Origin of the sequence: Paenibacillus sp. FSL R7-0163 (assembly GCF_037969975.1) — a bacterium.
Taxonomy (GTDB): Bacteria; Bacillota; Bacilli; order Paenibacillales; family Paenibacillaceae; genus Paenibacillus_AQ; species Paenibacillus_AQ odorifer.
On sequence record NZ_CP150224.1, the window covers coordinates 5,643,548 to 5,665,712 of the forward strand.

Annotated in this window: 12 protein-coding genes, 1 tRNA gene and 1 riboswitch; of the genes, 6 read left to right on the forward strand and 7 right to left on the reverse strand. The window is 46.0% G+C overall.

Going from position 1 to position 22,165, the window contains the following annotated elements; translation table 11 throughout:
- Positions 1-380: 380 nt before the first annotated feature.
- A tRNA-Thr gene (locus NST45_RS24795) sits at positions 381-452 on the reverse strand.
- A 94-nt stretch (positions 453-546) separates the two neighbouring features.
- Entirely contained in the window at positions 547-855 is a 309-nt protein-coding gene (locus tag NST45_RS24800; RefSeq protein ID WP_036682575.1) for an MTH1187 family thiamine-binding protein, read from the reverse strand.
- 378 nt (positions 856-1,233) lie between these two features.
- A riboswitch (cobalamin riboswitch) is annotated at positions 1,234-1,469 on the forward strand.
- A gap of 241 nt (positions 1,470-1,710) precedes the next feature.
- Here NST45_RS24800 and NST45_RS24805 point away from each other — a divergent pair.
- The 4 genes from NST45_RS24805 to NST45_RS24820 all read left to right on the forward strand — a co-directional run bounded on the left by NST45_RS24805 (position 1,711) and on the right by NST45_RS24820 (position 7,914).
- On the forward strand, positions 1,711-3,696 hold the full coding sequence (locus NST45_RS24805) for an anaerobic ribonucleoside triphosphate reductase (RefSeq protein WP_036682578.1): 1,986 nt from the start codon (positions 1,711-1,713) through the stop codon (positions 3,694-3,696).
- A complete protein-coding gene (nrdG, locus tag NST45_RS24810) occupies positions 3,693-4,208 on the forward strand; it encodes an anaerobic ribonucleoside-triphosphate reductase activating protein (protein WP_076215089.1) in 516 nt (171 codons plus the stop codon). Before NST45_RS24805 ends, nrdG begins: the two co-directional genes overlap by 4 nt.
- A gap of 55 nt (positions 4,209-4,263) precedes the next feature.
- Entirely contained in the window at positions 4,264-6,597 is a 2,334-nt protein-coding gene (locus tag NST45_RS24815; RefSeq protein WP_036682582.1) for a ribonucleoside-diphosphate reductase subunit alpha, read from the forward strand.
- Between the two features lie 285 nt (positions 6,598-6,882).
- Positions 6,883-7,914, forward strand: a complete 1,032-nt coding sequence (locus tag NST45_RS24820; protein WP_036682584.1) for a ribonucleotide-diphosphate reductase subunit beta — start codon at positions 6,883-6,885, stop codon at positions 7,912-7,914.
- A gap of 179 nt (positions 7,915-8,093) precedes the next feature.
- On the opposite strand, the gene ssuE is transcribed toward NST45_RS24820, so the two are convergent.
- Entirely contained in the window at positions 8,094-8,642 is a 549-nt protein-coding gene (gene ssuE / locus NST45_RS24825; protein ID WP_076103859.1) for an NADPH-dependent FMN reductase, read from the reverse strand.
- 401 nt (positions 8,643-9,043) lie between these two features.
- Between ssuE and serS the strand changes: the two genes are divergently transcribed.
- Together serS and NST45_RS24835 are read left to right on the forward strand one after the other, a co-directional pair.
- Positions 9,044-10,330, forward strand: coding sequence for a serine--tRNA ligase (gene serS / locus NST45_RS24830; protein WP_076101338.1), 1,287 nt, complete (start codon positions 9,044-9,046; stop codon positions 10,328-10,330).
- A gap of 418 nt (positions 10,331-10,748) precedes the next feature.
- Positions 10,749-17,039 (forward strand): 5'-nucleotidase C-terminal domain-containing protein, encoded by a 6,291-nt coding sequence (locus tag NST45_RS24835; protein WP_339824090.1) that lies wholly within the window; start codon positions 10,749-10,751, stop codon positions 17,037-17,039.
- A 104-nt stretch (positions 17,040-17,143) separates the two neighbouring features.
- On the opposite strand, the gene NST45_RS24840 is transcribed toward NST45_RS24835, so the two are convergent.
- The 4 genes from NST45_RS24840 to NST45_RS24855 form a co-directional block, all read right to left on the reverse strand.
- Positions 17,144-17,782, reverse strand: a complete 639-nt coding sequence (locus NST45_RS24840) for a histidine phosphatase family protein (RefSeq protein WP_076101335.1) — start codon at positions 17,780-17,782, stop codon at positions 17,144-17,146.
- A gap of 37 nt (positions 17,783-17,819) precedes the next feature.
- Positions 17,820-18,623: an AAC(3) family N-acetyltransferase gene (locus NST45_RS24845; RefSeq protein ID WP_036682594.1), complete on the reverse strand. Its 804-nt coding sequence runs from the start codon at positions 18,621-18,623 to the stop codon at positions 17,820-17,822.
- Between the two features lie 73 nt (positions 18,624-18,696).
- Positions 18,697-20,256 carry a response regulator gene (locus tag NST45_RS24850; protein WP_339824092.1) on the reverse strand — a complete coding sequence of 520 codons (1,560 nt, stop codon included), beginning with the start codon at positions 20,254-20,256 and terminating at the stop codon, positions 18,697-18,699.
- Positions 20,253-22,163, reverse strand: coding sequence for a sensor histidine kinase (locus NST45_RS24855; protein WP_081384018.1), 1,911 nt, complete (start codon positions 22,161-22,163; stop codon positions 20,253-20,255). The genes NST45_RS24850 and NST45_RS24855 overlap by 4 nt, the downstream gene beginning before the upstream one ends.
- Positions 22,164-22,165 lie beyond the last annotated feature (2 nt).

Here is a 22,165-nt window from a genome sequence, read left to right on the forward strand (position 1 = left end):
ATCTCTTCATCTGTTAGCCGTAGCCAGTCTTGCTTATGAACTCAGTTCACTGACGAGCTCGTGAAATTCGAGCGAAAAGTATCTGTACTAAGACACCTTGTGGTGTCTTTTTTATTTTTATAGTAATTACCATCTAACCGATCTGCCCCCGCAAGAAAAAAGCAGCTTATGCTGCTCCTCCTCCACCATCCTTCATTCTGATTGCTGTCAGCTTGCGACACGCCTTCCATCTGCTCGACAGTGACCACTAGTCATACCGTTTTCATTAGCGATTTCGCCATGTCTTATCTTTTAGAAGAATGGTAGAAGTCAGGGGATTCAATGAAAAATGACGCGGTCCCGAACCCTCGGAAATCCGCGCCACATATGGTTTTTTGGGATGCTGGTGAAGGGAATTGAACCCCCGGCCTACGCATTACGAGTGCGTTGCTCTACCCCTGAGCTACACCAGCTTAAAGCTGATTTTTCTGTCAAACAAAAAATATTATACAACTTTCAGCCAGAAACGCAAGCCTATTTCTCCCTGTTTTCCGCCCTCCTAAACTGCTAATCCACCTGTAGCTTACGCTCCACAGACTCTAACTTTCCACGGCTAGTGGAGGGTTTATCGCGGCGGTCGTCTATTTTAAGTGAGGTAGAGACACGTTCTGCACCTGCGGCAAAAGGAGACTCATGCAAAGCTTCTACCGCGGCAAAAATGCGTTGCAGAGGCCCTTCGATGATCGTCCCCATGGACGTAAGTTCATATGTAATCCCTTCTACTGTCTTCAGCACCCGCTGCATATCCGCAACATAGCTGCTAAGACTGGTACTGCCTGTTCCAATTGGAATAACTGTAACTTCAGCAATAGGCATGAGAATACCTCCTCGAAATTTTATAGTACCTATCTTCTTCCATTGTAACAATTCCACCGCTCTGTCACAAACTAAGCAAGATTATCCTCCCTTATCTCTTCTATTTCTTCTGATTACTCCAAAATATGACTTTGGGCTAAGAGTATTTTCTCATGCGCAAATTCTAGGGTCATCTGCACTATATTTATGGACTCTTTGTGGCATCTTTTCGGACAATTTATGAATCATTTCGCATCTCCCTGTGGATCAATTGTGGATTACTTATGGACAGCCTGTGGATCATTTGTGGAGTACCTTTAAAGAACCCGCTCCCCGCGCGGGTTTTCTAAAAAACTGTTTACAAACACAACATCTTGGGTTATTTTTATCTAACGACAACAAAATATAGTGGAGACAGGCGCTTTGATCCTTAACCGGATTTAGAGCTTAATAGGGAAGCGCGGTGAGAATCCGCTGCGGTCCCGCCACTGTAACCGGATGGCCTTCTTAAGCTTCTGGGAAGCTTGAGAATCCACATCTCCCGGCAGATGCCACTGAGGGTTAGGAACACCCTTGGGAAGGCGCCGAGAGATCCCACGGAAGCCAGGAGACCTACCTGTTTCGACGACACCAACTATTGATGCCTGCGAGGAACAGGGATGGTGTCCGCATGCGGTCATCTACGTAGAGACCTCTGCAAATATCCGTGTGGATATTTACATAACGCATCGGGCATTTTCTGCCATCCTCGGGTAGGGGATGCTTTTTTTATGTAATCAGAACAAATATACGACTGCTTATGGCAGTCCAACTTCCTATGGATATATGGATTTGATGATAGATGTTTTTCTTTTATACTGAGAGGAGAGCTGTACAATGACGTTGTTGGAGAGACAATTTAATGGAGTAGAAAATGCACGGGAAGTTCTTTTAGAAGAGCTCATTGATTTAGGCCGGGATATTATCGACAGTCGGGATATGGACCTATTGCGCGAGAATGCCAATTTGAATGGAGAGAGTTTCTCCGGTAAAATGAGCAAGTTCGGCAGTGAATATTCAAAATGGTACGCCCGCAATTTTACGATGCCGCCGCAGCTAGTGCAGGCTATTGATGATAATGTCGTCTATGTGCATGATCTGGATCAATACGCGATTGGAACGACGAACTGTATTTTTATCCCGTTTGATAAACTTCTCCGTGAAGGTTTCAATACCGGCAACGGCAGCGTTCGTCCTCCGAACTCAATAATGACTGCTATGTCTCTGGTAGCGATTATTTTCCAATCCCAGCAAAATGCTCAATATGGTGGTGTATCCGCCAATAAACTCGACTATGATCTGGCACCTTATGTAACCAAATCCTTCGCCAAGCTGTTCCGCAAGGGTCTGGATTATTTTGAAGAAGGACAAGCTGATGAATCTTTGGGCGAGATTACGATGAGCCGGACCGATCTGGCGGAGTTATATCCAAGAGCGTTCCGTTTTGCACTAAAGGAAACCGAAATCGAAACCCTGCAAGCGGCTGAAAGTATGGTACATAATCTGAATACCATGTCCAGCCGATCCGGTGGACAAATACCGTTTACCAGCATCAACTACGGTACTTGTACTTCACCAGAAGGTCAGCTTGTGATCAGTTCTCTGCTAACAGCAACTATGAACGGACTTGGCAGCGGAGAAACACCAGTGTTCCCGATTCAAATCTTCAAATGCAAGCAAGGAATCAATCAACAACAAGGCGATCCTAACTATGAACTGTTCCTAAAAGCGGCTGAATGTTCTGCGCGCAGACTATATCCAAACTTCGCTAATCTGGACGCTCCGCTCAACTTGCAGTATTATGATCCAAGTGATCCTGATACGGAGTTCGCTACAATGGGCTGCCGAACCCGAGTGCTCGGTGACCGTTTTGGTCGTAATCATTGCTCTGGAAAGGGCAACCTTTCCTTTAATACACTGAATCTGGTTCGGCTAGGTCTGGCACACGGCACAGTAACAGGCAGACGTACCATCGCAGACGAAGCTGGCTTCTATGAAGATCTAAATCATTATATGGATATTGCGCTGGAAGGACTTCTTCATCGGTTCCACATTCAAACCGCACAAAAAGCTAAAGCTTCCGATTTCATGATGCGAGAAGGCGTCTGGGAAGGCGGCGAGCATCTTGCACCTGATGACACTGTAGGCGATCTGCTAAAGCATGGCAGTCTGTCTCTTGGCTTCATCGGTATGGCGGAATGTATGAAAGCTATGTACGGCAAACACCATGGCGAGGATATGGAAGTTCATGCCAAGGCGCTGGCTATTGTGCGTCATATGCGGGACTATTGCGATCGGAAAAGTGAGGAACTGGATCTCAACATCACTCTGTTCGCAACTCCAGCAGAAGGTTTGTCCGGTAAATTCACAAAAGTTGACCGCAAGGTACTGGGTTCCATTCCGGGCGTAACCGACCGTGAATATTATACGAACTCTTTTCACATCCCTGTATACTTCGATCTGGGTGCTGCTCAGAAGATCAGCTTGGAAGCTCCTTTCCATGAATATTGCAATGCCGGGGCTATTTCTTATGTCGAATTAAACGGCAATGCCCGCAACAACCCATCGGCTTTTATCAAAATCATTAAATATGCGCTCGAACAACAGGTCAGCTATTTCAGCATTAACCATCCGATTGACCGCTGCTCCAGCTGTGGATACGAAGGCGTAATTGGGACAAACTGTCCTTCCTGCAACGCACATGAGAATGACGTGCACATCCGCCGTTTGCGCAGAGTTACAGGTTATTTAACCGGCGACTATCAGACCCGCTTTAATGCCGCCAAACAAGCTGAAGTACGGGATCGCGTTAAGCATCTATGAATATTTGCGGTTACTATCCGGAGTCGATTAACGAGGGAGAGGGCATGCGGGCCGTCCTCTTTCTCAGCGGCTGCCGCCATCGTTGCCCGGGATGTTTTAATCCCGAGACATGGAACTTTAAATATGGAGAAGTCTTCACCTTAGAACGACAACATGAAATTATTGCAGAAATCGCCGCTAACCCTTTGCTGGATGGTCTGACACTGGCAGGCGGCGATCCTTTTTTCTCAGCAGAAGAGTTGCTGGGGTTCATTCATGAGCTTCGCGCTGTACTGCCAGGCTTCTCAATCTGGATTTACAGTGGTTATACGTACGAAGAACTTACAGCCCTTCCCGGTACGCCGGAATGGGATCTACTTAAGCAGTGTCAGGTGTTAATAGATGGAAAATTTGTAGAAGAACTGAAAGATACTACGCTTCTCTACCGGGGAAGCTCCAACCAACGCATTATCGACATTCCGGCCAGCATGAACGGCTCGGAGGTCTTTCTGTGGCAGCCTGCTGCGCTATAATATATCAATTTTTGATATTGAAAATTAATTTGAAATAAGAAGGGATGAACTAACCATGCCGCAATTCGTAGTAAAACCGGATAATCGCCAACTGGCTTTTGATGAGAACCGTCTTTCCGTCTACGCTGACCGTATTCTGGAAGGTCTCGATCAACTAAATAAAGAAACTTTGCTGCGTGGAGTGAATTCCAAACTGCGTCGTGACTCGGTAAGCGGAGAAGAAATCAGCAACGCCTTCACCATGAGCGCTCTAGAGCTTGTAACAAAAGAAGAGCCTACCTGGAAGTTCGCAGCTGCCCGCGCCCTTCTGACAACCCTTTATAAAAAAGCTGCCGTTCATCGCCGCTACAAAGCTTATCCAGAAGAGCCTTACGGTGAATTGTATCCACTAATTACGGATCTCGTGAAAAAAGGAATCTATCGCGAAGAACTTCTAAGTCATTACACCAAAGAACAAATTATCGAACTAGGTGGGTGTATCGATTATACACGCGACCTTTTGTTTGACTATATCGGTCTGCTTACGCTATCCGACCGTTATTTGGCGCATGATTTTGACGGCCGTGTGATGGAGCTTCCACAAGAACGTTATATGATTATTGCCATGTACCTGATGCACCGTGAGCCAGCTGAGAAACGTCTTGAGCTTGTAAAAGAAGCTTATTGGGCTATGAGCAACATCTACATGACTGCTGCTACACCTACAATGTCTAATGCCGGCAAAAAGGTCGCTGGACAGCTATCCAGCTGCTTTATTGATACTGTAGACGATTCCCTAGAGGGTATCTTTGACTCCAATACAGACGTAGCACGTCTAAGCAAAATGGGTGGCGGCATCGGCGTTTACCTTGGAAAAGTACGGGCACGTGGTTCGGATATCCGTGGCCACAAGAACACAAGCTCCGGCGTGATCCCTTGGATTCGCCAGTTGAACAATACAGCAGTCAGCGTAGACCAGTTGGGCACACGTAAGGGTGCTGTAGCTGTTTATCTTGATGTATTCCATAAAGATATTCTCGCTTTCCTTGATCTTAAGCTGAACAACGGTGACGAGCGTATGCGTGCACATGACGTGTTCCACGGGGTCTCCCTGCCTGACCTGTTCATGGAAGCTGTAGAATCGCGCAGCCACTGGAACCTCTTCTGCCCTCATGAAGTGAAAAAGGTCATGGGCTGGACTGATAAAAATGGCCGTCCACTAGGATTGGAAGATTTCTACGATGAAGAGCTTGGCAAAGGTACTTTCCGTGAAAAATATGCTGAAGCTACAGCGAACCTGGAATTATCCCGGATCACTGTTCCTGCGATCGACATCATGAAACGGATTATGAAATCACAGCTAGAGACGGGTACACCGTACATGTTCTACCGTGATACCGTGAACCGGACCAACCCAAACCGTCATCAAGGTATGGTTTTCTCCTCCAACCTGTGCACAGAAATTATGCAGAATCAGTCTGCAACAGTAATTGAACAAGAAGAATTAGTAACTAAAGATGGCCAGACCCGGATCGTTATTTCCAAAATCCCTGGCGACTTCGTAGTCTGTAACCTGAATTCGATTCACTTGGCACGGGCGATTCCAGCTGGCGTATTAGAAAGACTTGTTCCGATCCAAGTCCGTATGCTTGATAACGTAATCGACATTAATAATATTGAAGTTCTGCAGGCACAATACACGAACAGCCAGTACCGCGCAGTAGGTCTTGGCACATTCGGCCTGCATCATCTATTGGCACTCAAGGGCATTCGTTGGGAATCCGATGAAGCCGTAGAATATAACAATCATTTATATGAACATATCAACTACCTGTTGGTTCGTTCGAGCATGGAGCTCGCCCGTGAAAAAGGCCGTTATCCGAAATTTGCTGGCTCCGATTGGGAGACTGGCGCATACTTCACTTCCCGCGGGTATGTTAGCGGTGAGCAAGAAGGTAAATATGTAACGACTGAGCAATGGCGCGAGCTGCAAGAAGAAGTAGCTAAGGACGGCGTGCGTAACGCTTGGATGTTCGCCATTGCGCCAAATGGATCTACATCGATTATTGCCGGCTCCACCGCCAGCATTGATCCGCTGTATGAACTGCTATCCTATGAAGAGAAAACAACTTATAAGATCGCTAACCCAGCACCGGATCTGTCCGACAAAACGATCTGGTACTATAAGACAGCATTTACAATTGACCAAAACTGGTCGATCCGCATGGCTTCTGCTCGCCAGCGTCACGTCGATCAAGGCCAAAGCTTCAACCTGTATGTCCGTCCTGACATCAAGGCTACCGAGTTCCTGGAACTGCATCTGAATGCCTGGAAGGGCGGCTTGAAATCAACTTATTATGTGCGTAGCCGTGCTTTGACTATAGAAGAGTGTGAATCTTGCGCTAGCTAATTATCTTAGTGCCCTGAATAGAAAAACGATGATGAATTTCGTAACTGCGAGGAATGTTTGGGCTTCCGGCCGCTGTTGTCATCAGATGTCTTGATCTTTACCGCTATTAGCGGATGACATCCGATGACAGCATATGCTTTCGATGCGAGCTTTCCTACGGAAAGCTTTCGGGCGAACGCTGACGCTCCTCCAGCTCCAAACTTCCTCTCCGTTACTCCATCACCGTCTTTCTATGAACAAGACACCAAAGAAAGATTACCAGCGCAAAAAATGGAGGGATAAGAAATGCAATTACAAAAGATTTTTAATACTGAAGCACCTAACCAATCCACACGCATTATCGACGGTGAATGCTCAGGTATTCTGAACTGGAACGATATTCGCATGCCTCATATGTACAAGCTGTATAAGGTACTGTTGCTTAATCACTGGATCGCGGATGAAATTCCAATGTCCAAGGATGCGCAACAATTCCCGATGCTGGATGCCGAGGAACAACGCGTATTTAAGATTAATATCTCCCTACTCGCTGTGCTGGATTCGATGCAGACGATGTTCGTGAGCGACGTGAAGCGTTATTTCACCGATTCCTCTTTGGAAGCTATCTCCGCTATTATCGGGCAGCAAGAAGTGGTGCATAACCAATCCTATTCCTATGTTCTATCCTCTATCGTGTCGGAGAGTGAGCAGAAGGAAATTTTTGAATATTGGAAAAAAGACCCTGTCCTGCTGGAACGCAATCAGTTTATCTCTGATATTTATCAAGAGTTCCGTGATAACCCTACGAGACAGACCTTTTTCCATGCGCTGGTAGCAGATCTCATCTTGGAAGGGATTTTCTTCTACAGCACTTTCGCCTTCTTCTACAATCTGGCCCGTGACCAGAAGATGATGGCGACCAGCCAAATGATCTCTTATATTCAACGTGACGAGAATCAGCACTGCTACTTCTTCGCAGAAGTATTTAAGCAGCTGCTCGTAGACTTCCCTGAGCTGAACACCAAAGAAAACATGGATTACGTATACCGTACCATCGACCGCGCGGTAGAGCTCGAAACCAACTGGGCTTACTACACACTTACTAACGTGCGTGGCATTGATCTTAACGAGCTTAGCGACTACATCAAATATACAGCGAACAAACGTCTGACTTTGATGGGTATGGAAAAAGCTTATCAAGGTGTTGACGTTAACTGTATGCCTTGGATCAAACCTTTCTCCGATGATGCGCTTAATGCTACCAAAACTGACTTCTTCGAAGCCAAGTCCCGCAACTATGGTAAGGTTGGCGACGATAACGGATTCGACGATTTGTAAGACCGGATATATACAATCCCTATATAAAAAAGAGGCCATTCTCTACTTTCTTAGTGAGATGGCCTTTTTGCTATAGCTTATATAATGCAAAAAGCGCCCCTCTCCCCTGGTATCAGGTATGAAAGAGACGCTTATACATTTGTTATTAGCACTAAGCACAGAAGGCTTGCTACTTAGTCTTATGCCTTGCGTTCCACACGATGTGTAGTTTCTTCTGCAAGCTCATCTAATGCATCGTTCAGGCGTAGCTTCAGCTCCTCAGCAAGCTCTACCACTCCGTGATCATTACGAACCACTTGAGAATCCACGGCATAAACGCCGCCAAGAATGTAACGTGCGCCCAGTACGGACAACACAGGTTTCAATGCGTAATCAATTGTGAGCAGATGTGCAAGACTGCCGCCCATGAACAGCGGGAGTACAACTTTTCCGGCCAATCCCTTTTGTGGAACCAGATCTAAAAAGGTCTTCAGCACGCCTGTATAAGAAGCTTTATAAACCGGGCTAACCACGATTACCGCATCAGCTTCCGCTACAAGGCCATTGGCTTTGACGATAGACTCACTTTCAAACTTAGTGTGAATCAAATCCTCCGCGGGTAGTTCTGCTACGTTAATACGCTCAACCTCGAAGCCCCGATTGGTTAAGCTGGCCTCCGCATATTCTATAGCTGCATTGATACGCGATACCAGGGAAGGCGTTCCGTTAATCACAACAATTTTAGCCACTTTTCCACCTCTTCCATCCCACTTAAGCAGCTCAAACTGCTTTATTTATTATCCCGACAAAATTACTTTAAATTAATACTAATCCTAACGTAGAATTGATATTTTTGTCAAACCATAACCACTTGCGCTCCTCCCGCTCTTAAGTTATACTAAGCAACAATATTAAATCCAACAATCAGGCCAATGATCGGCATCCAACCGTGAGGCGTCTGCGACCGGAGTCTACAACAACTCCCTAAGTTCACCGGGTTTCGCCCGTTACCGCGAAGACCAAAGAGGGTCGGATTGTTCCTGCAGTTAAGGAGATTCGATCAACCTGGGTGGCACCGCGAGCTGACGCTCCTCGTCCCATGGATGAGGGCGTTTTTTGCGTTTTTTTAACCAAAAAGGAGCGAAACGGTATGCTGGATATGAACTGGATCAAAGACAATCAGGAACTTGTAAGAAACATTACGGCTTGGAAAAGAGTCGACTTCCCACTGGATGAACTGCTGGAATGGGATGAGAAACGGCGCGAATTGCGCCAAGATACGGAACAGTTGAGAGCCCAGCGTAACGGCCTGACCAAAGAGGTTGAACGACTTTTACGACAGGGTGACAGCGTGGCAGGAGAAGCAGTTAAAGAACAAGTAAGAGAACTGAACAACCGCCTGAATCTCTATGAGGCAGATCTAACTGAAGCAGACCGGCGCTGTGGAGAACTCATGCTGCTCGCACCAAACCCTGTATCGCAGGATACACCGATCGGTCATGATGATAAAGATAATGTAGAACTACGACGAACCGGAACGTTGCCGGAATTCGGCTTTAAACCGCGTGATCATGTGGAGCTAGGCGAGCTCCACAATATCATCGATATCCCCCGTGGCGTCAAAGCAGGCGGTCCACGCAGCTATGTGCTGAAGGGTGCAGGCTTGTTGTTACATCTGGCTGTACAGCGGCTGGCCATTGATGTACTGACTGCCCGCGGCTTCACGGTGATGGATGTTCCCGTGATCGTCCGTCCGGAAGCGCTGGAACGTACGGGCTTCTTCCCCGGCGGGATGGATCAGACCTATGAGCTAAACGGAGACAATCGCTGGCTGGTAGGCACATCGGAGGTGTCGCTTGTTTCGCTGTATAGCGATGAGATTGTCGAACTGGATTCGCCAATGCGGCTCGCCGGAATGTCGGCCTGCTTCCGCCGTGAGGTAGGATCGGCGGGACGGGACGTGCGTGGCCTGTACCGTGTTCATCAATTCTCAAAAATTGAACAAGTTATCGTGTGTCGGAATGATGAGGGCGTATCGGAGGGCATGCTGCAGGAGATTCTTGCGAATGCAGAGCATATTCTACAGCTCTTGGAACTCCCCTATCGGATCATGGCTGTCTGCACAGGAGATATGTCCCTGAAGACACATAAGCAGTATGACATCGAGACTTGGATGCCAAGCAGAGATGCATACGGAGAGACACACTCGGCTTCCAACCTGCTCGATTTCCAGGCTCGTCGCTCGGGCATTCGTTACCGGGATACAGACGGTAAGCTGCAATACTGCCACACCTTAAATAACACCGCAGTGGCTACACCAAGGATCCTAATTCCGCTGCTGGAGAATCATCAACTGGAGGATGGATCCATTTACATTCCGCAGGCACTGCGTAAATATATGGATGGAATTGAACGGCTTGAGCTTCCGCACCAGTAATACTGTGTTGTCCAAATAGATTTTAAATTAATAATGCCCTTCCACTTCTCGATAAGAAGCTGGAGGGGCATTATTTTAGTTCCGATACATTCTATATAATTCTAATCTCTATTGTTTTCCCTATGTAAAAATTAACAAAACTCTAGAATAAATTTGTCGTAATCCATACTGAATTCAACAATATACATAACATGCAATTAACATGTTGGTGCTCTATTAACCATAAAAATACTAGATTTATTATTAATATTGTATTTATGCACTGTTTTTATACTAAAATCACAACATTTCAATTTTTAGATTTAATTGATGCAAACTTTAATTTATATTCATGTAAGACAACCTTTCATTTTACATTTGAATGCTAAGATTTAATAGGTTGTAAATAAAAGATTCGAGGGGAGAATGACTTATCCAAATGATTATTTCTTCAAGAGTAAGAAAATGGTTCGCTACTGGACTGGCAATGTTAATGGTTGCCGGCAGTGTGTTACCAGCTGTCCAGACTGCCGAGGCAGCACCGGATAATAGCAACATTGTTATCTCGCAGGTCTATGGTGGTGGTGGAAACGGCGGAGCGGAGTTTAAAAATGATTTTATTGAATTATACAATCCTACGAATCATCCAGTAGATTTGACTGGATGGAAAGTTCGGTATACCTCAGCGGCCGGAACCTTTAGTAGTGGAACAGACTTAAATGGAACTATCCCGGCAAATGGATACTTCCTTATTGAGGAGGCCGCTGGAGCTGGAGGAACTAGCGACTTGCCTGCTCCTGATGTTAGCAAGGGAATCCTTGCTATGAGTGGTACAAACGGCAAAGTCGACCTCGTTGATAAATCAGGTACAACGATTGATTTAGTTGGCTACGGAACAGCCACAAATGTCGAGGGAAGTGCGACCGCTGCTCTCTCTAATACGACAGCCGCTATCCGTAAAGCTGCGGCTAATGCACCGGCAGACAGCCGCGGTCTAGATATGGATAACAACTCTACGGATTTTGTTGTCCAAGCACCAAGTCCACGAAACAGCAGCTACGGTACATTACCTGAATTACCGGAGACTGCTAGTTCCGTATTAGCTTCACCAGCCTCTAATGCCTGGCCGGTAGGCACAGAAATATCTTTAAATTCTCCAACGGTTGGAGCATCCGTCTACGCAGCTGTTTATGGATCAGGTGGTTCAACTAATTTTCAACCTTACACAGGGCCTATTACCTTAACTGAGGACACTACGATTAAAGCGTATGCTTCAGAACCAAATATGCCAGACAGCCCTGTATCGACTTTTGATTACACGATTCTGGCCAAAACAGATGTTGCAACAGCACGCCTTGCTAGTAAAGGTCAGAATATTTTAACAGAAGGTATCGTAACTCACATTAATGCAGCAAAAATGTATATTCAGGATGAATCCGGCGGGATCGTACTTTATGGATTTCCAGAGTTCGCAAACGTTGGAGATCGTGTTGAAGTAAGCGGCACAATGGATATCTACAGCAATCTGCAAGAAATCAAATTCCAAAGTGGACTTCAATACAATGTAGCTGCACAAAATGTTGGGGTGCCTGCACCAAAATTGATCACCGCAACCGACTTGTCTGCCGCGAACGGCGAAAGCCACGAAGCTCAGCTGGTAACTATGAATAATGTGACCATAGACAATGTAAATGGCAGCACGGTGACTGCTAGCCAAGGTGGACAACAATTCACAATTTTTTCAACCCTGCCTAAACTAGTTAAGGGTAAAACCTTTGACAATATCACTGGGGTTATCGAGCAATATAATACGACTTATCAGTTCATTCCACTTAACGAAAATGCTTTGGTGGAAGAAACTTTTTCCGTTATGGCCAGCCCTGGCGCAGGTCGCATCATCAAAGGAAGTTCTGTGACCCTTTCCAGCCCTACTCTTGGAGCACAGATTTACTACACGACCAACGGAACTGAACCAACAACAGCAAGTAAACTTTATTCAGATCCGATTACAGTTAATCAAGATCTTACCGTCAATGCAATTGTCGTAGCAGATGGCAAGACAAGTAAGGTTTATACCTTTGCTTATAAAGCGTCTGAACTCCCTCGTATACATGATATTCAAGGAGAATCTCATGCTTCTGAGTATACAGGTCAGAACGTTTCTGATGTAGAAGGCATCGTTACCCAATACGGGTACACCTTTGCAACTGGCGCTTATAGAGGTTTCTTTATGCAAGATCCTCAGCCAGACGATAATGTAAACACTTCGGAAGGTATTTTTGTATACAGCACTAATTCATCCCTTAAACCTCAAATTGGAGATTTAGTCCAAGTTAGTGGAGCTATTTCCGAATACAACGAAGGTAACGCAAGTAATTTAACCTCTACTCAAATTACTATGACTTCAATAAAAGTGTACTCCTCTTCAAGTTATACTGTGCCGGTGCCTGTTGTACTTGGTAAAGGCGGGAGAGCAATTCCGTCTACCATAATTGACAATGACGGCATGGCTAATTTTGAGCCTAATGAAGATGCAATTGATTTCTACGAATCGTTAGAAGGTATGCTAGTCAAGCTCCCTACCCCTACGATTATCAGTCCTTATTGGACAAGTGGTAGCGGAAATTCTATGCTCTATAACATCCCTACAAGAGTAGAAAATGATACACCTGATGTCATCACACCAGCTGGTGGATTAGTTCTCAAAGAATACAACCAATACAATCCTCAGCGCCTCATCATCGCTTACGGAAATCCGGGGCAAGAAGTCATCACCGGAGATAAGTTCGCTGGAGATGTTACTGGTGTCATCGGATACAACAACGGTAACTTCAAAGTGATTCCGGAAAACGGTAAGCTTCCAGCCATCACTCCAAGTACCTTTAAGCAAGAAACAACTACTCTTGAAGTCAATGATAGTAAGTTGTTGATTGCATCGTATAACATTGAAAACTTCTACCCCGGTGTCGGAGCAACAAAAATCCAGAAACTAGCCGACTCCATCACAAACAATATGAAAAAACCTGACATTATCGGCGTTGTCGAAATGCAGGACAGCAATGGTGAAACCAATAATGGAATCACTGAAGCAAGTGCAGCCGAACTGATTAAAGCCATTGAAACCGCTGGCGGTCCTGTATATAAATACACAGACATCGCTCCGGAGAACAATATGGATGGCGGTGCCCCAGGCGGAAACATTCGCGTAGGATTCCTGTACAATCCAGCAAGAGTACAGCTTGCAGACAGTGTGAGCGGACAAAAAGGTACAGCTACACAACCCGTTGGATATAATGCAGCGGCAGATCAATTGACCTACAATCCGGGCCGAATTGATCCAACAAACTCTGCCTTTGCAAGTTCACGTAAACCCCTTGCTGCACAGTTCGTATTCGGTGGCGAAACAGTAATTGTGATCGCTAACCATTTCAATTCAAAAGGCGGCGATACCGGTCCTTTCGGAAACGTTCAGCCCCCTGTATTGTCCAGTGAAACACAGCGCCATAAAATCGCGGCGGTCGTAAACGGATTTGTCAAAGAGGTTCTGACTGCAAATCCTAAAGCCAACATCGTAGCTCTTGGTGATTTGAATGACTTCCAATTCACTAAAACTGCAACCCTCTTAAAAGGTACAGAACTAGACAATTTGATCGATACATTGCCTTTAAATGAGCAGTATACGTACACCTATGACGGAAACTCTCAAGTGCTAGATCATATTCTTGTCAGTAAAAATCTAACGGCTTCTTCTAAAGTAGATGTCGTTCATCTAAATGCCGACTTCTCACCATCGAATGGCCGGGTATCCGATCATGATGCGGTTTTGGCACAGATTGATTTTAATACTGCTGAAGACTTCCCACTAACCATTCTGCACACCAATGATACACATGCAGGATTAGATACTGTCAGCTCGCCAAACAACATCTTACGCCGTGTAACAGCAATCCAAGATGCCAAGGCGACTACAGAGAATCCTATTCTTGTAGACGCAGGTGATGTGTTCTCCGGAACGCTTTACTTCAATAAGTATCTGGGTCAAGCAGATCTGGCCTTTATGAATCTGGTCAAATATGATGCTATGACTTTCGGTAATCATGAGTTTGATAAAGATTCAGATGTACTGTCCAAATTCATCGGCAACGCTAAGTTCCCATTCGTCTCCTCCAACGTGAACTTCTCAGCGGATGATATTCTTAGCAAAATGTTCACCAATGAAATCGGCCGGTCAGGTAATGCTGGAACCATCTACCCTGCGCTGATCAAAGAAGTAGACGGCCAACAGGTCGGCATCATGGGTCTGACGACAGAAGACACGGCGAACATTGCTTCACCAGGTAAAGTGACCTTTGAGAATGCCTTCGCTAAAGCGGAAGCAACGGTCGCTATGCTTGAAAAAGAGAATGTTAACAAGATCATTGTTCTCTCACACCTTGGCTACGAAGAAGATCTCAAGTTAGCCAAAGCTGTTAACGGCATTGATATTATCGTTGGGGGGCACAGCCACACGCAACTGAATCAAGCCGTTGTTGATAACAGCGATCCTAACGCACCGAAGCTTATTGTACAGACCGGTGAAAAAGGTCTTTTCCTTGGACAACTTGAAGTTAAATTTAACCAAGATGGCGTACTGTCCGATTGGAAAGATCAATTAATCTCCATCGATGCTAAAAACGGCACTAACTACGTTATCGCCGAGGACCCAGAAGCCAAAAAGATCCTGGATACGGAGTATAAGCCGGGTATTCAAGAACTAACCAATGAGGTAGTAGGAAATTCAGAGGTTGTTCTAAACGGCGTTCGCGATAATGTGCGCACAAAGGAAACTAATCTTGGTAACCTGATTGCCGATGGCATGCTTTATGCAGCTCAAAAAGCGGGCACTAATGCCGTAATCGCCCTGCAAAACGGCGGCGGTATTCGCGAATCCATCAACGAAGGACCGATCACACAAGGCGAAGTACTCGGCGTACTTCCATTCAACAACGATCTGGTTACGATCACTTTGACTGGACAAGAAATTAAGGATGCCATGGAGAACGGGGTTTCCAAAACGCCGGCAGCAGACGGACGTTTCCCACACGTTGCAGGGTTGAAATTCTATTACGACTCTACGAAACCTGTGAACGAACGTGTACTGCGTATTGAAGTGAAAAACGGGGATAAATACGTCCCTCTGGATCTGAACGCATCCTACGAAGTAGCTACGAATGCTTTCACAGCTAAGGGTGGAGATTTCTATACTTCACTTGAAAAGGCCTATAAAGAAGGCCGTGTGAATCTGCTGTACCTACCGGACTTTGATGTATTTACGAAGTATCTGCAGAAGGTTGGAACGGTCACTGCGAACACTTCCGCCGTTGAGGGCCGGATTGTTGATCTGAAAGGTGCACCGCTGCCGGAGACAAATCCAACTCCGACACCAGACCCAACACCAGTACCAACACCAGATCCAACTTCAGTGCCTACATCAGTACCAACATCGGCTCCAACAGTACCTACCGCTACAGCTACACCATCACCAACTGTTGCTCCAACTGCGGCACCAATTGCTTCAGCACAAGTAACAACAATTGATGCTGCTGATCTAACCAAACAACTTGCTGAACTGCCAGCGGGTAGTCAAGAGCTGGTTATTCCGGTTAAAGCTACTACAGGCGGCGCTCAAGTAGTACTTCCAGGCAGTGTGCTTGTTAAACAAGCAGCAGCACAGCCTAACACAGTTCTTACCTTTACTACTGATGGCGCTTCTTATTCCTTGCCACTCCGTGTTGTAAACAGTGCAGCGCTTGCCGCTCAATTAGGCACCAGCGACTTTACAATTACGGTATCTATTCTACTAGCGAATTCGGGAACACTAAGCAGCACAAACCAAGCTATCGCATCACAGCTAGGTAATGCTACTTTAGCTGCTCCAGTAATCGAATTCAGCGTTTCAGCGCAAGCCGGAAGTAAGAGTGTGCCGCTGAACAATTTCGGCAGTACTTACGTGAAGCGCACGATCAATGTACCTGCCGTCTTAAATTCAAATAATGCAACGGCAGTGGTCTTTGATCCTGCTTCAGGTAAGATCTCTTTCGTACCTGCTATCTTTGTTCCTAAAGCAGATGGAACAACGGATGTTACGATTAAACGGAACAGCAACAGCTACTACACCGTTGTTAAGTCTTCCAAAACGTTCGCAGATATTAACGGACACTGGGCTAAATCATCCATTGATCTGTTAGCTTCCAAGCTGATCGTCAGCGGAACAAGCAACGATACGTTCTCTCCTTCACAGTCGATCACACGTGCTGAGTTCGCCGCATTAATTACGCGTTCTCTGGGACTTGCGACAGCTAATGGTGAGACCACATTTAAAGATGTAAACCCAAGTGCTTGGTATGCTGATGCTATACGCACCGCAGCAGAAGCCGGTTTGATTTCCGGTTATACCAATGGCAGCTTTAAGCCGGGTAGCCCAATCACTCGCCAGGAAATGGCCTCGGTATTAGCAAAAGCCATCAAGTACACAGGTAAAACCTTAAATGCCGATCCTGCAGCACTGGCTAAATTCAGTGACGCAGCAAGTATTCCTGCTTGGTCCCAAGCAGCAGTAGCAGAAATCGCTGCTGAGGGCATTATCCAAGGAGCAACGGACGGTTCCTTTGCTCCACAGAAGCTGGCAACTCGTGCCGAAGCGGTTACGATGCTGGAGAAGACATTGAAATCTCTCCAGTTTATCAACTAGCAAAAACTGATCTCCAGCTCTGAAGACAAAAAGGCGGTTCCCGAGTGCGTAACGCACCCGAGGAACCGCCTTTTTTAATAAACCAACCTGATCTGTAGGAAGTGTTATGATTCCATCCCAGCTTCACTCTCTTCGTAATGGCTCGTATCCCCGTGCAGCAGGATTTCCGGCACACCATCCGTAAAATCAACCCTGCATAAGCAGGTCGGATAAATGTAAGGCAGATCCCAGAGCTTAGGCAGCGCTCTGCACTCAAAATAGGCCATTAACAGCTTGATCACTACTGTATGTGTGACGATAAGAATGGTCTCACCTTGATGGTCAACGAGAATTTCCTGAAGCTTGCCCAGCGCCCGTGCCTGCACCTCTGCGAAGGTCTCACTGCCCTCCACTTTAAACTGCTCAGGGTCTTTCCAGAAATTGCGATGCTGCTCTGAATACTCGCTCTCCAGTTCAGTAGAATCACGGCCTTCCCACACACCCATGCCAATCTCTTTGAACGCCTCAGAGGTCTTAAGCGGAGTACTCCGCTCTCCACGAATAATCTCAGCTGTGCGCAGCGCCCTTGGGCTGGGGCTTGCATAGATGACATCCAGCTGTTCAGTGCGCATTCCCCGGCTCAGCCATTCTGCCTGTTGCACACCAAGAGCCGTCAGTTCAGAATCCATATGTCCCTGCATCCGATGCTGCACGTTCCATTCCGTTTGACCATGCCGGGTTAAAAATATCGTTGTTGTACTCATGCCAGCTTCTCCTTCCGTTTCCCCTATCCAATGAGTTTTACTTCCTGTTCTGTTCCATCCAGTTCACTGCATAATCAACGATTTCCCGTTGCGGAATCAATTGAGCGGTTGCCGAAGCAACCTGTCCATATGTAATAAGTCCCGTCTCTTGTCCAAACTGATCTGCCAGCTGAACGAAATCGTCAGAATCCCAATCCAGCTCCTTAAATTCAACCCACTGTCTAACTCCATCCACCATAATGGGCGCCCCGCCAAGGGTTTCCTTCTTGCCAGCATAAGATGCGCGGCATTCGGCAAGATGCAGGGAAGTATTATTAAGATTGCCTACACCCAGCAACAGTACATGTCCGCCCAGATCGTAAATACGAGCCAGCGGAGAATCTTCCCCCAGGCCCATTTCAAGCGAATGACCATACATAATTTCATCTCTATGCTTGCCCCAAGCGGCAAACGAATGTATCGGATGGTCACTACGTTTTACTCCTTTTTGTTTACGGAAGCAGTCCGGAATAACCCCCATTCCTCTAAGCTGGGTCAGATCTGGATCATAAGCCGGCATCTGCTCGCGGATACTCTGCCACCACGCCTCCGGCACCGGTGGGTTGCTCCAGCCTGCGGGATCAGTCAGGTCACTGGAATGTGTGGGCATTACTAGCGTGCCAGATTCTCCGAGGACCTCCTCCAATGCTAAAATAACAGCGACCGGGCCCCCGGCTACCCATTGGCCTAACGATTTAAAAGAAGAATGCAATAAAATCGTCATGCCCGCCTTAACGCCCAGTCGACGAAAATCCGCTGCTAATGTCTGAACCGTAATCAAATTGCCTTGTATTTCTTCCACCCTTCATTCCTCCAATGAATCTTCTCAAATCCATTATATAGGAGGGCCGCTTCTAAATGCATCTTCAAAAGCCTCAACACTCTTCGGATACTATTTTCGCTCTATAATCACCTGGGGAAATCCCCTCCAGCTCTTTAAAAACACGGGCAAATTGTTTACTGTTCTCGAAGCCTACCTCTTCTGAGACTGTTGCGAGCTTACTGCAGCCTTTTGCCAATAGCTCTTTAGCATGACGGATGCGGACCTTTTTTAAATAGATAACAAAATTCTCACCGGTATATGCCTTAAAGGCTTCGCTAAAATAAGAATAATTCAAGGATACATGATTGCTGACCATAGCCATATTCAGTGGACGGGCGTAGTTGGCTTCAATATAGCTCAGTGCCTCTTCCATATCCGCATGCTCGGTATGCGCGGACCTTACGCCTACAATGTATTCATTCACACTCAAGAGTAAGTTCTCCAGCGCACGATAATATTCGTGGAAATGACGATAGTTGTACATATTGCCTACCGTACGATACAGCTTCAATACCTCTACCGAGGCTTCGCCATGCACCCGAAACACTTCATCCAACACCAGCTCGTTTACATTCTGTCCCACGGACTCCAGATAAGCTAGGTCCAGTTCCTTCAAATGCTCAGTTTGAAAAATCACAGATAGAAGATGCTTCATCTCCTTCTCGCGTTCTGTTCCCAGCATATTGAGCAGCTTGCGAAGCTCCTCCTTAGGTAACGGAAAGTTAGACCGTCCCTGGCCAACATCCCCATAATCCAATAAACTCACTTGCGGATATAAAAAAGTATATTGCAGTGCCCGGCATGCTTCCTTATAACAGGAACGGAGGTCCTCAAGACTTCCTCCTTCGCTGCTAATCCCAATCGATAATCCCTTTATTTCCTTAGCTTCAGCTTGTCTGGACAGCTCCATAAAATCCTGTTTTCTACTCCCGATCAAGACTAATTTGCCATCCCAATCCGTTGTGATTTCCGAGAAAAACTTTTCAAGCGGTCCGATCAATCGTTCCGCCAGTCCCTGAACATCCCCCGACTTCATTCTTGTTCCGTCATTGTAATAGTAATTCAACACACCAACTGTAAAAGGTGCTTGCAGATCACTTAGCCACTCTTGCTGCTCACGCTCCAGCTGAACCTCCTGCTGCATAAGCAGTCCCCGTAAACGACTAGACCGCAGTTCCCTGCGGAAGTGTTCCGTTTCCTGTTCCAGCTGCCTTGCGCTGAGATCCTGTTCTTCCTGTTCCTTATCGATATTCTTCAAAATTGCGAACAACTCATCTCGGCGAATCGGCTTCAGCAAGTAATCCTTTACGCGATAACGAATCGCGCTTTTGGCATATTCGAAATCATCATACCCGCTTAAGATCAGCACTGCTGGGCTTTTCTCACCACTTGTTACCTTAGATATCTGCTCCAACAGCGTAATTCCATCCATCACTGGCATACGTATATCTGTAATAATAATATCTGCACCTTCGATCTTAAATATATCGAAACCCTCTGCGCCATTACTCGCCATTGTGATGGTATACACGGACGGAAATTCTCTTTCTATCATAGTCTTGAGACCGTAACGGATATTCTTTTCATCATCAATGATCAGTAGCTTCTTCATAGTTGTTTTTCTCCTGTCAAAAGAACTTTCGGCAAGGTCAGACGTACCATCGTCCAACTCCCTGCTTCACTCTGTACTACAAGCCCATATTCATCACCATAAAAGATTTGCAGTCGCTGATGTACATTCCTCAGTCCAATACCACCTGTTCGGCGGTCAACATCCCTCTGTTCTGAAGCACTCTCACAGCGCTCATCTTTCGCATAAATCGCCTCGTTCAAAGCAACCAAACGCTCTGGAGTTAAGCCGATGCCATTATCACGAAGCTCTATGCAAATATCACCTTCCGTTTCCGAAATATGAATATGAATGTTCGGGTCCTGTAAATTCTCTTTCCCGTCGCACCAAGCATGCTTAACACTGTTCTCTACAATAGGCTGCAGTGACATTTTCAGCACCTCCAGCTCCAAATATCGAGGTTCAATATGAAGCACTAACTTAACCGGATATTCAAAACGAATATTCATCACTTCAATGTAATTTTCGATATGGCGGACTTCATCCCGCAGCTTCACATACTCTCCGGACCATTTAAAATTATAGCGCATCATCCCACCCAGCGAAGTCAGTGCGTCCGAGATCGTTCGCTGGTTCTCAATTTCAGCCAGCATTTTTATATTTTCCAGCGTATTATATAAAAAATGTGCGTCAATCTGGTTATGCAGCGTACGCAGCTCTGCCTCTTTAGACAACGCCTGCTTGCTCACTGCCTGAGCCACCAACGTATTGATGGTGTTCATCAGCTTGGAGAAATGATGGGCAAGCTCCCCGACTTCCCCTCCACCACGAATCATTATTCCAGTGTACGCTTCACCTCTGCGCACTTTTTTCATCGTTTCGGTCAATCTACGTAGATTTTTTAGAATAAAGGCATTTGTCACATAAGCGATCAGCGTTAGTAAAGTAATAAAACCAACATTGGCTCCAATGATTAAGTTGCGCGTGCGGGAGATATCCTTCATCACTCCCTCCATTGACACTACATTTAGCAAATAAGCATCAATTCGTTCTAGCGGAGTGTTAATTAACAAAAACGATTTACCATTCTCCGAGTAATTACTGTCCCATTCGCCAGTTTCCCGGAACTGCTTATACCGTTCTGCAATCATATCAGCCATCTCTAGATTATCCTGCAAAAAAGAGTTGTCCGGCCTGGTGAAAAGCTGCAGCTCACTATCCACAAGGAACATCTGGGTCTGATTATCCCGTACATCTGTATACGTCTTGGGTGTAAACCGACTCAGCAGCATATCCACCTGCACCATGCCGATATGATTGTCTGCTGGCCGACTCTTCTCACGCAGCAAAGAAACCTTTGGCAGACTCTCCGTCGGTGCTCCCAAGTATCTCTGCATCAAATCCGGATCACTTTTCTGAAAAGACCAGTATTCCTGCCCTTTCAATTGAAGCGCTTTCTGAAACCATGGGGTGGAAGAAACTCGCTCTTCGCGAAAGATAATCGGCCAAATTTCATGCACCTTATTGCTTCTCGAATACAGCCGTAAATGCTCAATATTCGGATTATTAAATTGAATACGAGTCATATTCACATAGGCATTTGTATTAAAATCAACCAAATCTACTAGCTGCGGCTCGGTTTCATTCGCTAAGAATTTTTCTACTTCAGCATCAGAATAAGCCATTTGTGCCGCCCGTTCCATCGCCTCAATCTGATTATGAATGTGCAGCTTCTCCATTTGCGACAAATAATCATTTTTCTCGACGGCATCGCGGAGATAGGTATTATTAATGGCTTTATAGGAATAGACAGAAACCAGCATACACGGGCCTAAAACAATAAAAACATAAGCTGCAATTAAACGGCTCTGAAGAGATCTCCGCCCCCACCAATAACTAAAAGAATGCCATAATGCTCTGATTCGATCTCGCCTATTCACTTTATACACTT

Bases quoted from the DNA above. Each gene is read 5' to 3' on its own strand.
- NST45_RS24800 (WP_036682575.1), bottom strand. From the start codon at position 855: ATGCCTATTGCTGAAGTTACAGTTATTCCAATTGGAACAGGCAGTACC.
- NST45_RS24805 (WP_036682578.1), top strand. From the start codon at position 1,711: ATGACGTTGTTGGAGAGACAATTTAATGGAGTAGAAAATGCACGGGAA.
- nrdG (WP_076215089.1), top strand. From the start codon at position 3,693: ATGAATATTTGCGGTTACTATCCGGAGTCGATTAACGAGGGAGAGGGC.
- NST45_RS24815 (WP_036682582.1), top strand. From the start codon at position 4,264: ATGCCGCAATTCGTAGTAAAACCGGATAATCGCCAACTGGCTTTTGAT.
- NST45_RS24820 (WP_036682584.1), top strand. From the start codon at position 6,883: ATGCAATTACAAAAGATTTTTAATACTGAAGCACCTAACCAATCCACA.
- serS (WP_076101338.1), top strand. From the start codon at position 9,044: ATGCTGGATATGAACTGGATCAAAGACAATCAGGAACTTGTAAGAAAC.
- NST45_RS24835 (WP_339824090.1), top strand. From the start codon at position 10,749: ATGATTATTTCTTCAAGAGTAAGAAAATGGTTCGCTACTGGACTGGCA.
- NST45_RS24840 (WP_076101335.1), bottom strand. From the start codon at position 17,782: ATGAGTACAACAACGATATTTTTAACCCGGCATGGTCAAACGGAATGG.
- NST45_RS24850 (WP_339824092.1), bottom strand. From the start codon at position 20,256: ATGAAGAAGCTACTGATCATTGATGATGAAAAGAATATCCGTTACGGT.